At 43.8% G+C, this 14,567-nt stretch carries 13 protein-coding genes and 3 riboswitches; of the genes, 3 read left to right on the top strand and 10 right to left on the bottom strand.

Translation table 11 applies throughout. The features are described 5' to 3' along the window. Window positions 1–365: 365 nt before the first annotated feature. From GRQ40_RS05555 to GRQ40_RS05540, 4 genes are all read right to left on the bottom strand, one after another. Window positions 366–1,025, bottom strand: a complete 660-nt coding sequence (locus GRQ40_RS05555) for a TetR/AcrR family transcriptional regulator (protein WP_159719546.1) — start codon at window positions 1,023–1,025, stop codon at window positions 366–368. Window positions 1,026–1,038: 13 nt separating this feature from the next. Next, entirely contained in the window at window positions 1,039–2,067 is a 1,029-nt protein-coding gene (locus tag GRQ40_RS05550; RefSeq protein ID WP_159719545.1) for an ABC transporter permease, read from the bottom strand. Next, window positions 2,064–2,792 carry an ABC transporter ATP-binding protein gene (locus GRQ40_RS05545; RefSeq protein ID WP_066146949.1) on the bottom strand — a complete coding sequence of 243 codons (729 nt, stop codon included), beginning with the start codon at window positions 2,790–2,792 and terminating at the stop codon, window positions 2,064–2,066. The genes GRQ40_RS05550 and GRQ40_RS05545 overlap by 4 nt, the downstream gene beginning before the upstream one ends. Window positions 2,793–3,279: 487 nt before the next feature. Then, on the bottom strand, window positions 3,280–4,974 hold the full coding sequence (locus GRQ40_RS05540; RefSeq protein ID WP_159720795.1) for a M3 family oligoendopeptidase: 1,695 nt from the start codon (window positions 4,972–4,974) through the stop codon (window positions 3,280–3,282). Between the two features lie 160 nt (window positions 4,975–5,134). Continuing rightward, window positions 5,135–5,318, top strand: a riboswitch (Lysine riboswitch). Between the two features lie 93 nt (window positions 5,319–5,411). Here GRQ40_RS05540 and GRQ40_RS05535 point away from each other — a divergent pair. After that, entirely contained in the window at window positions 5,412–6,839 is a 1,428-nt protein-coding gene (locus GRQ40_RS05535) for an amino acid permease (protein ID WP_159719544.1), read from the top strand. Between the two features lie 144 nt (window positions 6,840–6,983). Here GRQ40_RS05535 and GRQ40_RS05530 read toward each other — a convergent pair whose 3' ends face one another. From GRQ40_RS05530 to GRQ40_RS05505, 6 genes are all read right to left on the bottom strand, one after another. Further along, window positions 6,984–7,427: a MarR family winged helix-turn-helix transcriptional regulator gene (locus GRQ40_RS05530; protein ID WP_044746716.1), complete on the bottom strand. Its 444-nt coding sequence runs from the start codon at window positions 7,425–7,427 to the stop codon at window positions 6,984–6,986. Window positions 7,428–7,630: 203 nt separating this feature from the next. Further along, window positions 7,631–8,173 carry a 1,2-dihydroxy-3-keto-5-methylthiopentene dioxygenase gene (locus GRQ40_RS05525; RefSeq protein WP_066146944.1) on the bottom strand — a complete coding sequence of 181 codons (543 nt, stop codon included), beginning with the start codon at window positions 8,171–8,173 and terminating at the stop codon, window positions 7,631–7,633. A gap of 29 nt (window positions 8,174–8,202) precedes the next feature. Continuing rightward, window positions 8,203–8,835, bottom strand: coding sequence for a methylthioribulose 1-phosphate dehydratase (locus tag GRQ40_RS05520; protein WP_159719543.1), 633 nt, complete (start codon window positions 8,833–8,835; stop codon window positions 8,203–8,205). Then, window positions 8,832–9,491 (bottom strand): 2-hydroxy-3-keto-5-methylthiopentenyl-1-phosphate phosphatase, encoded by a 660-nt coding sequence (locus GRQ40_RS05515; protein ID WP_159719542.1) that lies wholly within the window; start codon window positions 9,489–9,491, stop codon window positions 8,832–8,834. Before GRQ40_RS05515 ends, GRQ40_RS05520 begins: the two co-directional genes overlap by 4 nt. After that, entirely contained in the window at window positions 9,488–10,726 is a 1,239-nt protein-coding gene (gene mtnW, locus GRQ40_RS05510) for a 2,3-diketo-5-methylthiopentyl-1-phosphate enolase (RefSeq protein WP_159719541.1), read from the bottom strand. Before mtnW ends, GRQ40_RS05515 begins: the two co-directional genes overlap by 4 nt. Before the next feature lie 62 nt (window positions 10,727–10,788). Then, a riboswitch (SAM riboswitch) is annotated at window positions 10,789–10,896 on the bottom strand. 81 nt (window positions 10,897–10,977) lie between these two features. Beyond that, window positions 10,978–12,168, bottom strand: a complete 1,191-nt coding sequence (locus GRQ40_RS05505) for a pyridoxal phosphate-dependent aminotransferase (protein ID WP_159719540.1) — start codon at window positions 12,166–12,168, stop codon at window positions 10,978–10,980. A 95-nt stretch (window positions 12,169–12,263) separates the two neighbouring features. Between GRQ40_RS05505 and GRQ40_RS05500 the strand changes: the two genes are divergently transcribed. Next, window positions 12,264–13,079 (top strand): carbon-nitrogen family hydrolase, encoded by an 816-nt coding sequence (locus GRQ40_RS05500; protein WP_159719539.1) that lies wholly within the window; start codon window positions 12,264–12,266, stop codon window positions 13,077–13,079. A gap of 89 nt (window positions 13,080–13,168) precedes the next feature. Continuing rightward, window positions 13,169–13,276: riboswitch (SAM riboswitch) on the top strand. Between the two features lie 91 nt (window positions 13,277–13,367). Next, window positions 13,368–14,561 carry an S-methyl-5-thioribose kinase gene (mtnK, locus tag GRQ40_RS05495; protein ID WP_159720793.1) on the top strand — a complete coding sequence of 398 codons (1,194 nt, stop codon included), beginning with the start codon at window positions 13,368–13,370 and terminating at the stop codon, window positions 14,559–14,561. Window positions 14,562–14,567 lie beyond the last annotated feature (6 nt).

Below are 14,567 nucleotides of genomic sequence, written 5' to 3'. Positions count from 1 at the left end.
ATATACCAACCTTTTATTCCTTTCCAGTGCGTTTAATTATGAACAAGCTTAAAAATTGAACGCTTTGGTTTTTTATCATCATTAATTGTTCATATCCATCCAGCATTCCATTGGTCCAGCATAAATATCCATTATTCCCTAAAATACTCTAATGGATTTCATCTTTTTTCGTCGCCTTCCCCATTCTCTTATATCCACAAGTGTTGATGGTGCAGTATTTTTCACAAAAAATATAGGAATCCTCGTGGCGTTTGATCCGCTCTATTCACTTCATGGTCCTGTGCTGTACCCCGATGGCAAACGGGAACCTTTCCTTTGAGACAAGCAGGTAACCAAATGACAGATAAAAGGTGATGCCAACACCATCAGCCTTCCTTCTTTAATCCATGCATAAGCATTTGGATGGTGCGCTCCATTTCCTGCTCATCATCCCATTGGAGGTTCGGTAGCAGGATGAAGCGAGTGAGCAAAAAGCCGGCGATCGTTGTAATCGTCATCCGAATAATCGTATTCGCCGGCAAATCAGCAAGCTCTCCCTTCTGCTGAAAATGATCAATAACTCGCTTAAATTTCCCATAGATATTTTCCATAAATACCGTTTGAATTTGCTCTTTAATATCTGAATGAAATGCAGTTTCCTGCCAAAAAATCCGAATCATCGGCAAATATTTTTTCACAAATTCATAACGGTTGTTCATCAGCGCTCTAATAAAGTCTTCATAGCTTGAATATTGGCTTTCAAATACTTCTTTAACAAATTCTTTCGCTAAAAACGGGGCCGCAATTTTCATAATGGTTGGCGTCACAATCGCCATCAGCAGTTCTTTTTTCGTTTTATAATGGCGGAAAATCGTTCCTTCCGCAACGCCCGCTCGCTTGGCGATTTCGCTTGTTGACGTTGCAGCATACCCTTTTTCTGCAAACATTTCAATCGCCGCTTCTAAAATTTTTGCTTGCTTATCACTTAGCTTTACTTCCTCATCATTTATTTTCAAGAGCTCCTGCAGCCATTGCTCATCATTCATGTTCATTTGCTCCTTACAATTTTCGATATTTCTTTAACGCTATTACATTTAATATCATAAATAACAAAGAAAATCCAAGCAAAACATATACGTCTATGGCAATCTCGTTCCAACCATTGCCGCGAATCATAATCTCCCTTAATGCGTCCGCTCCGTATGTCAATGGCATGATCACACTGAATGAGCGGAGCCACTGTGCCATTGTTTCCAAATTAAACAATCCAGAGAAGAAAATTTGCGGCACAACAATAAGCGGAATAAATTGAATCATTTGAAGCTCATTGTTCGCAAACGCTGATAATAATGTCCCAAGCGTTAGCGCCGTCATCGATAGCAAAAAAGTAATCAGCAGCACATACAAAAACGACCCTTCCATCATCATATCAAGCACATGAATCGCAAACCACGAAATCAAGCTGGCTTGAAATGTGGTGAAAATGCCAAAACCGATCACATAACCAACCACAATCTCCCATCGTTTTAACGGCGTTGCCAACAGACGCTCTAATGTTCCTCTCGTCCGTTCTCGTAAAAAAGAAACGCCAGCGATTAAAAAGACAAAAAAGAAAATAAAAAAGCCAATCAGCACAGGGCCAAAGTTATCAAATAACGCCATCTCTTCCGATCCGTGCAAATAGATGGTGTCAAGCTTCATCGTTTTTGTCTGCGGAGTTAGCTGTTGAAGCGTTTTTTGCACAGACATCAGAACGGCTTTGTTAGCCGTCGGATCGCTTCCCTCCAATGTCATTTGCGGCATTCCTTCTTTCATTTCAATAAAAGCGTCAATTTGTTGCTTGTTTAACTGAGCTTTCGCTGTCTGTTTGCCCATCCACTTGATATGGGCATCATTTTTTTGCAGCTTTTCAGCAAGCGCCACAGGGACGGCTTGATCCACTGCAATCGTTGGTTTATATTCTTCACCATTAAAGACTAAATTCATTAAAAATAGGACAAACATCGGCGCTAAAATCATGAGTCCAAGCGTCCGCTTATCACGAAAAAATTGACGGATAATCCGAATCACAATCGCGCGTACTCTCATTGATGCGCACCTCCAAAATATAAAAATGCCTGTTCAATCGTCTCGGAATGAGTCTTTTCTTTTAATTCATTCGGACTTCCTACAGCAATCAAGCGTCCGTCACGAATCATCGCCAGCCTTTGACATTTCTCCGCTTCATCCATGACGTGAGTCGTTACCACAATCGTTGTTCCTTGCTGGCGAATGCGCTCAAGTTCTGCCCAAATCGATTGGCGAAGCACAGGATCGATTCCTACTGTCGGCTCATCTAAAATTAACACTTCTGGTTCGTGCAACAAAGAAGCAGCCAAAGACAACCGTCGTTTCATTCCTCCTGAATAATGGTGCACCGTTTTTTTCAAATGCTCTGTTAAATGGACAAGCTCCGCCACTTCTTCAATGCGCTCCTTTTGCCTTTTTCCCCTCAATCCATAAATAGCAGAAAAAAATTGCAGGTTTTCAAGCGCTGTCAATTCTTCGTATAATGCATCTGATTGCGCCATAAATCCGATGCGCTTCATCGCTTGTAAATGAGGCATTTTGACATCAAACACATGAATCGTGCCTTCCGTTGCTTGATCAATTCCCGCGATTAATTTCACTAAAGTCGTTTTCCCCGCTCCTGATGGACCTAGCATTCCAAAAATTTCTCCCCTCTCCACAGCAAGGGCAATGTCATCAAGAACTTTCTTTTTTCCAAATACTCTCGACACATGCTCAACACAAATGCACGGTTTCGCTGCCATCTTTATTCCTCCATCTCACCAAAAAATGAGTGATTACTCACTTCATTATAACTTGCTCTCGAATAAAAATAAAGTGAGTACTCACTCATCAAATAAAGAATTTTTAGAGACTTTATTCTCGACCGTTCAACCTCATGGCCGAAAACAGCCCCTTTCTCCGCTACAATAACGATTCCAGTCCCTCCATCCGCAACAGATTTCTTTAAGAACTTTGCCACCAATGTTGATCGTCTCTTCTCCGACCATCGTTCCGCCTAAACGTTCGTGGCTTTGCGAATGTTCCTCATCTTTCTCTCCTTTTCTTCATATCCTATTCCCTTTGTATTTCTACATAAACTCGACAAAAAAAGGAAGAAAACCTACAACAGTTGCTTCCTATCCTCTATAGAAAAAAGCTGACCAAAAAAGTATGGTCAGCCTTCAAACGAAAACAACCGATCATTTGGGCATATATAAACCGCTTCCTTTTAGGACATCCTCCCATTTTTCACAGCTGTTTGTCGTCCACGCTGTTCAACCACTGCTCAATTTCTTCCATAACCGACTGAACGCAGCCATCTTCAAATGGCGATATTAAATGAGCGACTTGTACAAGTTTGGTAAATGACTTGCTTCCTCCCTCACGGCAAAGCGTTAAATAATCGCGCCACGCTTCCTGATAATTTTCTCTTGAACGCTTCCAAAACTGAAACGCACACATTTGCGCAAGGGTATAGTCAATATAATAAAAAGCCGTTGTATAAATATGGCTTTGCCGTTGCCAAAAACCGCCGCGCTCCAAATAATCATGGCCATCGTAATCCCTTGTTGGCATGTATTTTCGTTCGATTTCCCGCCATTTTCTCTTCCGTTCCGCTGGTGTTGCCTCCGGATTTTCATAAACGAAGTGCTGGAATTCATCAACCGCCACCCCGTATGGCAGAAACAGCACAGCCGAGCTTAAATGATGAAATTGATATTTTTTCGTATCTTCTTTAAAGAACAGCTCCATCCATGGCCATGTGAAAAACTCCATGCTCATGGAATGGATTTCACACGCCTCTAACGTCGGCCAATTATACTCTGGAATTTCGTAATGGCGGCTTTCATACACTTGAAAAGCGTGGCCCGCTTCATGGGTGAGAACATCAATATCGCCGGACGTACCAGTAAAATTCGAAAAAATAAATGGCGCTTTATATTCTTCTATATATGTGCAGTAACCACCGCTTGCTTTCCCTTTTTTGGCCAAAAGATCCATCAATTCATTTTTAATCATAAACCGGAAAAACTCGCCTGTTTCTGGTGACAGCTCTTCATACATTTTTCGGCCGTTTTCGATAATCCACTTTGCATCCCCTTTTGGAGTCGGATTGCCCGTCGGGAATGAAAATGCTTCATCGTAATATTTCAACTTCTCGACGCCAATTCTTTTCCTCTGGCGTTCATACAGCTTTTCTGCTAACGGCACAATATAAGCTTTCACCTGCTCACGGAATCGCGCAACCATTTCAGCATTATAATCGGTCCGTCCCAACCTTGCATATCCAAGTTCAACAAAGTTGTTAAACCCTAGTTTTTTTGCAATGCTTGTACGCACTTTGACAAGCTGATCGTAAATATGGTCAAATTGTTCCTCATGCGTTTCAAAAAAGGCAAATCGCGCTTCATTTGCCCGCTTCCGCATTTGCCGATCAGGCGACTCCACAAACGGCTGCAGCTGTGCCAACGTGTATTCTTGTCCTTCAAATAAAATTTTTGCGGAGGCTACCAATTTCGTATACTCGCTTGCTAGCTTATTTTCTAACTGTAAATCCGCGACAATCTCAGGAGAAAACGTTTTAAGCTCTGTTTCCGCAAGTGCAAATAACTGTTTTCCCCAGCGTTTTTCGAGCTCTGAACGAAATCGGGAGGCGACGAGCGCCTCATAATATTCGTTGACAAAGCCTTTGACAATCGGATCCACCTCATCGAAAAAATCTTGCTCCTGCTTATAAAAGTCATCATTTGTATCAACCGTATGGCGAATATAGCAAATTTGCGCCATCGTGCTAAATTCGTTGCGCAGTTTATTGATTTGCTTCATCGCTTCATCCTGCTCTTCCGCATGCAGGGCCTGCTGAAACGCCTGCAATGCCGCTTGAAATTCTGTCTTTAGTTTTTCCATGTCAGGGCGTTTATATAGAAACTCGGAAAACTTCAAATCCATCCCTTCCTTTTCCTCAAAAATTTCTAACCTTAGTTATATTCCACTTGTTTGCTAAAAATTCCTGTTCATGCTTCAGATAAAAGCATATTGACGAATATTGTCGAATCGTGTATGATTATCAAGGTAATTGAATATTTTTTCTTCTCGTCAACTTAGATGAGATAGAGGTTGCAATGGATAAAAGTAGTTTGAATGAGGGACAGAGGAACCGATGACTTCAAATGAAAGGATTCATTGCCGAAGTTTGCAGCGTACTCTGGCGCCGCAAGCTGGGCCTGCATTCGAATAGAGTCAGGACTGCCATCGCTTAATGGAAGCGATGGAGCGCTATCTACATTAAGTTAGATGCGGATGTCACATGCACCCGTTGAAAACTTAAGGGTGTATTTTTTTTTGATAAATGCGCAAATCAGAAAGGAGTAGGGGTTATATTGCAGCAAAATAAACTAGGTCTCTGGGTATTAACGGCGCTTGTCGTTGGGAATATGGTTGGATCAGGAATTTTTATGCTTCCTCGTTCACTTTCAGAAGCCGCGAGCCCTTTAGGGGTCATTTTAGCTTGGCTATTAACAGGTGGCGGAGTGCTAATGACCGCTCTTGTCTTTGGCAATTTAGCGATTCGCAAGCCTGAATTAAATGGCGGGCCGCAAATTTACGCGAAGGAATTGTTTCCAAAGAGATCAAACGCCTCGGTTTTATCGGGATTTATGTCTTCCTGGGGCTATTGGATTGGAAATTTTGCTGGAAACGTGGCCATTATTACGACATTTACGAGTTATTTATCCACATTCTTTCCGATTTTAACAAGCAAACAAACCGTATTTATGGTAGGCGCTACACCGATCAAACTCGGCAACCTCCTTACATTTATGGTTTGTACCGCTCTGTTATGGGGAATGCACTTTATTATTTTGCGCGGCATCGAGGGAGCCGGAAAACTAAATTTCATAGCCACTTCGGCAAAGGTACTCGGCTTCTTTTTATTTATTGCCATAAGCTTATTTGCATTTGATAAAAGCAACATCGGCTCTATCGTCGCTCCGCGTTACGATGAAGCAGGCCATTCCGTTAGCCTGTTCGGGCAAGTGACCGGCGCGGCCGTTGCGACATTATGGGCATTTGTCGGAGTGGAATCTGCGATTGTGTTCGCTTCACGTGCACGCAAGCAAACAGATGTCAAACGGGCAACCATTCTTGGTTTGCTGATTGCTCTCATCATTTACATTGGCATAAGTGTGCTTGTAATGGGCTTGCTTCCGCAAAAACAGTTGATTCATTCAGAGAAGCCTTTAGTGGATGCGATTCAAACCATTTTAGGACCAAGCGGCGCATACATCTTAGCTGGACTTGGCCTCATCAGCCTTCTTGGCTCGACGCTCGGCTGGGTGCTATTAAGCGCGGAAGTTCCATATCAAGCCGCGAAGCAAGGATTATTTATCCCTGCCTTCTTAAAAGAAAACAAAAAAGGAATGCCGAAACTCGCTTTAGTTTTGTCAAATGGATTAGCGCAAATTTTCATTTTCTCAACGATCTCTCATTCGATGTCAGCTGCATTTGATTTTGTCATTTATATTGCGACACTCGCTTATCTTGTTCCTTACTTTATCGCTTCTGTCTTTCAGCTCAAGCTCACATGGACAGGAGAGACATATGAAACCAATACAAAGCAGCGAATCACGGATGGAGTCATTGCAGCACTGGCCACTATTTATTCCATTTGGGTCATTATCGCGGGAACATCTGACATCAAAACCTTTATGCTTGGCGTTGCGTTGCTCGCAAGCGGCATCATTTTTTATCCGCTTGTAAAAAAAGCAGTAGACAAAGAAAAAAACGCGAAAAAAAGACTGTCAGCTTAATCCAAAAAAGAGGGGTTTCTCCCTCTCTTTATCTTTTATCTATAGTCCCTCCTCTCTCTTTATCAAAAAAGAACGCGCGCCTGCCACCCATTATAAAAAAGCGCCAGCGAATCTTTGATCCGCTGGCGCTTTCACCATCCGTACTTATTGCTGTTTCGCACCGTATCCCATTTTTTTCAATAATTCAATAACCTGTTCTTTCTCTTCAGTCGTTAATCCGGAAAGTGTTTCATGGATCGTTTGTTCATGCTCCGGAAATACCTTTTCAATAAAAGCTTTTCCTTTATCCGTAATCGAAGCATAAGTTACACGGCGATCCTTTTCACATGCTTTGCGCATAATCAGCCCTTTTTGCTCTAATTTATCGACAACATATGTGATGCTGCCGCTTGCCAGTAAAATTTTCCCGCCAATTTGCTGCAATGGCTGATCCCCCTTATGATATAGCAATTCCAACACAGCAAACTCCGTAGGGTTCACGCCGAACGACTGAATGGATTTATTTACTTGATCATTAACAGCACGGTACGCTCTTGACAGCACAATAAATAGCTTTAATGATTGCAAAATTTCCTCTCTATCCGCCACTTGTCATCAAATCCTTTATCGGTCGAATTCGAAGCCATTGTAGCGAAAAATCCTCTCTTTGTCAATGAAACGCCCCGATCTACGCCGTCCATTCCGTACGTTCTTCTGCCATTCGTTTCAGTGCTAGAAAACCTCTCGGCGAATCGAATCGATTCCATCCATCAAAAAGCGCAAGAATCGCTTAAGATTCCTGCGCTTTTTGGTTATTGAACAGCTTCTTCTTTTTCCTCATAAGGATGGGCAACCCAGCCAGATGGATCAATAAACAAACGAACAGCTACCACTTGGCGGTCTTCCATTAATGTGAAGAAATGCGGATTTCCTTCTGGAACGGAAATAACATCGCCAGCTTCCAGCTGCACTTCAAAATATCCTGTTTGTTCGTCGCCTTTAATAATGAAAATGCCGTGTCCCGCGACGATGGCGCGTACTTCATCCTCCGTATGGATATGCACTTGTTCAAATTTCTTCAATAATTCCTCTAAATTCGGAGTAGCATCTGATAAAGCGACAACATCCCACGCTTTATAGCCTCTTCTTGCTGCTAAATCCTCAATATCATCTTTAAAAATCGCTAAAATTTCCTCTTTTTCCTCGTCACTCAAAACAAACGTTTCTTTTAAGTGACTTGGCAGCTTGCTAACATCCCAATGTTCATACAGAACGCCTTGCTTTTCTAAAAAGCTCCCTACATTCTCATGACCTTTGATCCATTCACCCGTGTTTCTAATTTTAATAACTGCCATTTTTCATCCCTCCATTATCATTTTAAAATCTATGAAGTGAATACTTTGTGACCTTTTAGCATAAGCAGCTTAACATGATAGCTAAACAAAAACTCGCACGCTTCTAAAAACTTTTTCGCTTCAAAGGAGCTTCTTCCCCATACGGTAATACCGTGGTTGCGAATCAGCACCGCTCCGCTATCTGCCGAGAGGTGCTTCGAAAACTCAGCGGCAAGCGTCGGAATATGCGCATGATTCCGAATAATCGGAATGCGGAAAACCGCATCTTCCTCCCAAAGACCAAACGCTTTAATCATTTCTTGACCGGTAAAAATGACTTCCCCATCATCCCCATACAGTTCAGAGACGACGTTATTATCAATCGTATGAACATGAAGCACACAGCCAGCGTTCGTTTTATTGTAAATTTCCACATGCAGCAAGGTTTCAGCCGATGGCTTTAAATGGGTCGGCTCAGCCGGATTGCCCAAAGCGTCGACAAGAAGAAAATCATCATTTGTTTGCTTTCGTTTATCTTTTCCGCTGGCTGTAACGAAAAAGGTCAGCGGCTGATCAGCCACCTTGATCGATAGATTCCCGCTTGTTCCCAAAAACCAATCGCGGGAAGCCAGTTCTGCTTTGACATCAGCAAGCTCTGCCCATTTCTTCAATAAATCGCTCATGCGCTCACCTCCATCCTTTTCAAAGATTCCATGACATCATAGAACGTCGTAAACGGCGTATGAGCAAGGTCCAGCTCCGCACATTTTTGCAACAGAAAATCACGGGCGATCACGTGATCGGCAAGCTGGGCGACCGCTAAATCCGTAACGGAATCACCGATGACGATCTTCGTTGCCTCTGATGTTGCTAGCTTTCTCAGCAACGACGGCTTGCAGCAGCCGCAGCCGTTACGGCAATGGTCATCACACGCATACGGCCATGTAATGCGAATCGTTTCCCCGCTAAAATCCGAACCATTGCAAAAAATCGCGTCTTTTCCAATAAGTCCTTCTAAAAGCGGATAAACGAAAAAATCGATTCCGCCGCTAACGACATAGAGCGGAATGCCTCGCTCCTTTGTAAAGGAGACAAATTCACGAAAACCATCGCGAATTTGGGCAGTCCCTAAAATAAAATTCGTAATCTCTTCTTTTAGCCGGGAAGGAAGAAGCGAAAACATCGCTCCGACGCCATCTTGAACAGAGCAGCGTTGCGCGAGCACATCCTCTTTGATGCTTTCCCATTGCGGCGGAGCAAATTGCTTCATAATCGCTATAATGTTGTCATTATTCGTAATCGTGCCATCGAAATCACAAAAAATAATCGGTTTCGTCATACTTTCACCTCTTGAGTGCCCCATAAAGCCATTGCTTTTTGCAATGAATGGTTTTCCTTTGCCGCCTCACTTAAAGGCTTTCCGGCTAATACTGCCGCGATTGCGGCGCTAAATGCCCTTCCTCCTCCTGCCGCTCCCTCTGGGTGTCCATGCACTCCGCCTCCTGCATTAATGACGATGTCGATGCCAAAATCGCGGATAAGAAGCGGAACCAGCCCTGGATGAATGCCGGCAGACGGAACAGGAAACGTCTGTAAAAATACATCTTCCTTCGTTAATTCATAGGCAATGCCATTTGCTTCTTCCTTGGCCAAAGCGACGTTTCCATATGGAGACGGGAACAAGGAAAAATCGGCCCCTGCCATGCGAACGAGCTTGCCAAGCAACAAAGGATGGCTTACACCGTAAAATTCCGACGGGGTCAACGCCCCGCTAAACGCCGGATGCGCCATAATCGGAATGGAAATCTCCTCATCCTCCCGCAATTCTTGCAATACATCCAGCCCGTACGCGAACACGTTGAACAGCAGCAAATCGGCGCCAAGCTCCGCCGCTCGCTTCGCTTTCTCTTTTAACTCAAACGTTTTTCCCGAAAGATTCACCGCATAAAGCGTTCTATGCCCTGTCTCTTCATATACGTGCTGCAAGACTTTTTTTCCTTCCGCAATTCGCTTTTCGAATGGTGCCTGTTCATTTTCAAATAAAATTTCATCATCCTTGACAAGATCTACTCCTCCAAGCGCCTGCTGTCTCAGCTGCTTGGATAAATAGGACAAATCGCGCCCGATCACACCTTTAAAAATGCTCATTAACAGCGGGCGGCCATAAACATCCAGCTTTGCGCGAATTCCCTTAATGCCGAAGCGAGGACCGGGAAATGCTTTCTTTAGATCATCAGAAAACTCTAAATCGATCAGCTTAATCGCGCCATCTAATGACAATTTCCCAAACACCGTCGTCAAAACAGCGGGCAAATCGGCGCTGAAGTTGGCACTTGGGTAAGCGATCTTGACCATTCCCCGCTTCAAACGTTTTCCGAAATATTGATTGGCACGTTCGCTTTCTTCAAACGGTTGCACATGCACAACCGTTCCTTTATGTTTACGCAGTTGTTCTTTTTCCAAAAACGGCAGTTCAGTCCATGAACCGATCGTTAAGCCAAGCGCGATTTTCTCTGCCTTCTTCTCCAAATCAGCCTCATCATAAAGCAGATACGTGGCGATGACTTGGCTCATTCTCATCCCTCCCATTCCAATAAAAAAACCTCTTCCATAAGAAGAGGCTTTGGTTTCAACTCTTCTTATCTCTCAGCATAATGCTGCAAGAATTAGCACCGTGCTTAACGTTGGTTAAGTCGGTTGCCGGGCTTCATTGGGCTCGTCCCTCCACCTGCTCTTGATAAGAATGACAGCTTCTATTCATTTTTTTGAAATTTTCGTTTTGCAAATTTAATTCGAATTATGACAGGGATCATGCAGATTGTCAATTATTTTTTTACCGCTTGCTGAAAAAGATCGAGCTTAGCGATGCGCCGTGCCGCTTCTGTCAAACGTTCTTCGCTTGTCAACAGCCCGACGCGCACATATCCTTCCCCGTGCTCGCCAAATCCAATCCCAGGCGCCACCACAACGTGCGCCTGCTCAAGCAATAAATCAGCAAAGCGTTCCGAAGTCCAGCCCTTTGGTACCGGCAGCCAAGCAAAAAAGGAGCCGGCTGGAGCACTTACGTTCCAACCAATTTCCTGTAAAGCTCCAATGAACGCATTGCGCCGTGATTCATACAACGCTACCAACTCCGTCACGCATTGCTGTGACTCAAGCAGCGCAACCGCTGCCGCTTCCTGAATCGCACCAAACAAGCTGACATATAAGTGGTCTTGCAAAAGATTGATCGCAGCAATCACACTTTCATTGCCAATCGCAAAACCTATGCGCCAGCCAGCCATATTATACGTTTTGGAAAATGTATAAATTTCAATACCGACATCCTTGGCTCCTTCCGTCTGCAAAAAGCTGATCGGTTTTTGCCCGTCAAATCCAATCGCACCATAAGCAAAGTCATGGACAACGCAAATTCCATGCTTTTGTGCAAATGAAACGGTCTCTGCAAAAAACGAGTCTGTCGCTACAGCCCCCGTCGGGTTATTAGGATAATTTAAAAACATCAGCTTGGCTTTCTCAACCACCTTTTCATCCAATTGACGATAATCAGGCAAAAAGCCGTTTTCGCTATAAAGCGGCATCATTTCCATTTTTGCACGCGCTAATGCCACTCCCGACCAATAATCAGGGTATCCGGGATCCGGCACAAGCACAACATCGCCCGGATTTAATAAGCACTGCGGAATTTCCACAAGCCCTGCCTTTCCACCGAATAAGACAGCTACCTCTCTCTCAGGATCAACCGTAACGCCATATTCGCGCTGATAGAAAGCAGCCACCGCCTCTTTTAAAAACGAATAGCCACGAAACGGAGAATACTTATGGTATTTTGGATTAGCCGCCGCTTTTTGCAGCGCTTCTACGATATGCGGAGGCGTCTGTTGATCAGGATTTCCTTGACCAAGATTAATCACATCATGTCCTTGAGCCACCACTTTTCCCACTTTGTCGACAAGCGAAGCAAAAAACTGCTTCGGAAGACTTTGCAACAACTCGGATTGGACAAATGATTTCAATTGCTTCACCTACTCAAAAAATTCTTGAAATTCTAGTCAAACATCATATATCGTAAAAATTAAATTGTAAAGACATTTTTTTGGGGTGAACAATTATGACATTAAAAATTGCTTGTCTTCAGCTCGATATTGCTTTCGGAAATCCTGCGGAAAATAAACGCCACGTTCAACAAGAGATCGAAAAAGTTTGTCAAAGCTCTGTTGACGTCATCGTCCTTCCTGAACTATGGACAACCGGATACGATCTCGCACGCCTTGACGACATTGCTGATGAGAATGGCGCTGATACCAAATCGTTTATTAGCAAGCTCGCACGCCTGCACAACGTCTGTATTGTTGCTGGCTCCATTGCCAAAAAAACCGCTGCCGGCATCACCAATACCATGTACATCGTCAATCGAGACGGCGACATTGTAGGAGAATATAGCAAGCTCCATCTCTTTCAGCTCATGGATGAGCATTTGTATTTACAATCCGGTGAATCGAGCGGCTTATTTACCTTGGAGCAAACGTTGTGCGCGGGAGTCATTTGCTATGACATTCGCTTTCCTGAATGGATTCGCGCCCATACAACCCAAGGCGCAGAGTTATTGTTTGTGGTCGCCGAATGGCCACAGCCCCGCCTTGAACATTGGCGAACCCTTTTGCAAGCGCGCGCGATTGAAAATCAATGCTATGTAATCGCCTGCAATCGTGCTGGAAAAGATCCGAACAATCAATTTGCCGGCCATTCACTTGTCATTGATCCATGGGGAGTCATCCTCGCCGAAGCCGATGAACATCCATGCTCTCTTATGGCCGAAATCCAGCTGTCAAAAGTGAAAGAAGTTCGAAAGCAAATTCCTATTTTCCAAGACCGCCGACCTGAGCACTATATTTCGGCCGAAAAAAATTTTCAAAAAAACAGTTGACAAAACTGGCAAATCGAATGTATGATTCGAATCAAGCGAATTGAAAAAAGTTTTGCATTGTTAAAAACATTCGAATAAAACCGAACAAACTCTTATCAAGAGCAGGTGGAGGGACGAGCCCGATGAAGCCCGGCAACCGACTTAACCAACGTTAAGCACGGTGCTAATTCTTGCAGCAACACGCTGAGAGATAAGAGGGGAGAAGCCGACTTCAAACCTCTTTCGAAAAGCGAAGGAGGTTTTTTCATTGTTTCATTGATTGAGTGAATGATAAGGAGGGTACAAATGATGACACATTCTAAACAATCCGTCTACGAGCCTTTAACGGAATCGGGAGCGGTTGCACTTGCTGCTCGATTAGGCTTATTTCCGGAAGGAACACCATTCATTTGTCAAGAAATTGGCGATGGTAACTTAAATCTTGTGTTCCATGTATTCGATCCCCAAACAAAGAAAGGAGTCATTATTAAACAAGCGCTACCATATGCAAAAGTGGTCGGTGAAAGCTGGCCGCTTACGCTTAAGCGGGCTGTCATTGAAAGCAATGCGTTGCGCACGTTTGCCGACTACGTTCCGCAATACGTGCCAAAGGTATACTACTCAGATGAGTCATTAGCGATTACCGTGATGGAGGATTTATCGCATCTGCAAATTGCTCGAAAAGGATTCATTGCTGGAAAAACATATCCGCTTCTTTCCCAGCACATTGGAGAGTTTATCGCTAAAACGTTATTTTACACATCGGACTTTGGCATGAACCAGCAGCAGAAAAAACAGCTGCAGCAAAATTTCATCAATCCAGAGTTATGTAAAATTACCGAAGATCTCGTCTTTACTGATCCGTTTTTCGACCATGAAACGAATAATTTTGAAGAGGAGTTGCGCCGTGACGTAGAGGCTCTTTGGAATGACGATGCGCTTCATCTTGAAGTAGCAAAACTCAAGCGGAAATTTTTAACGGAAGCCGATGCGCTCATTCATGGGGATTTACATACTGGAAGCATTTTTGCAAGCGACACAGAAACAAAAGTCATTGATCCTGAGTTTGCGTTTTACGGCCCATTCGGGTTTGATATCGGCCAATTTTTTGCCAATTTACTCCTAAATGCGTTGTCCCGTTCAGAACATGAGCCGCTATTGGCTCACATCGAAAAAACATGGAATGTATTTACGCACACGTTTGCTGCCCTTTGGGAACAGCATAATGTAGAACCGTATGCAAAAACTGAAGGATTGTTGCAAGACGTGCGGCAGCAAACGCTCATCGATGCGGTCGGTTTTGCTGGTTGTGAAATCATCCGGCGCACGATCGGCTTAGCCCATGTCGCCGATCTTGACGGAATCGAAGATCAACCTACGCGCATCCATGCCAAACAGCTTGCCCTTCAGCTCGGGCGACAACTGATTTTACATCGCCAGACGATCCATGAAGTGCAACAAATACGCTCTTTGTTCTTTCAAACATTTGCTGCCACTCATTAAACGAAA

Source organism: Anoxybacillus sp. PDR2 (assembly GCF_009834045.1).
GTDB lineage: Bacteria > Bacillota > Bacilli > Bacillales > Anoxybacillaceae > Anoxybacteroides > Anoxybacteroides rupiense.
Note: the sequence above shows the minus strand (reverse complement) of the source record. Positions and strands in the feature narration are given on the sequence as shown.

Coding starts and splice junctions, on each gene's coding strand:
- GRQ40_RS05520 (WP_159719543.1), bottom strand. CDS start 8,835: ATGAGCGATTTATTGAAGAAATGGGCAGAGCTTGCTGATGTCAAAGCA.
- GRQ40_RS05515 (WP_159719542.1), bottom strand. CDS start 9,491: ATGACGAAACCGATTATTTTTTGTGATTTCGATGGCACGATTACGAAT.
- GRQ40_RS05555 (WP_159719546.1), bottom strand. CDS start 1,025: ATGAATGATGAGCAATGGCTGCAGGAGCTCTTGAAAATAAATGATGAG.
- GRQ40_RS05525 (WP_066146944.1), bottom strand. CDS start 8,173: ATGGCAGTTATTAAAATTAGAAACACGGGTGAATGGATCAAAGGTCAT.
- GRQ40_RS05550 (WP_159719545.1), bottom strand. CDS start 2,067: ATGAGAGTACGCGCGATTGTGATTCGGATTATCCGTCAATTTTTTCGT.
- mtnK (WP_159720793.1), top strand. CDS start 13,368: ATGACACATTCTAAACAATCCGTCTACGAGCCTTTAACGGAATCGGGA.
- GRQ40_RS05500 (WP_159719539.1), top strand. CDS start 12,264: ATGACATTAAAAATTGCTTGTCTTCAGCTCGATATTGCTTTCGGAAAT.
- mtnW (WP_159719541.1), bottom strand. CDS start 10,726: ATGAGCCAAGTCATCGCCACGTATCTGCTTTATGATGAGGCTGATTTG.
- GRQ40_RS05545 (WP_066146949.1), bottom strand. CDS start 2,792: ATGGCAGCGAAACCGTGCATTTGTGTTGAGCATGTGTCGAGAGTATTT.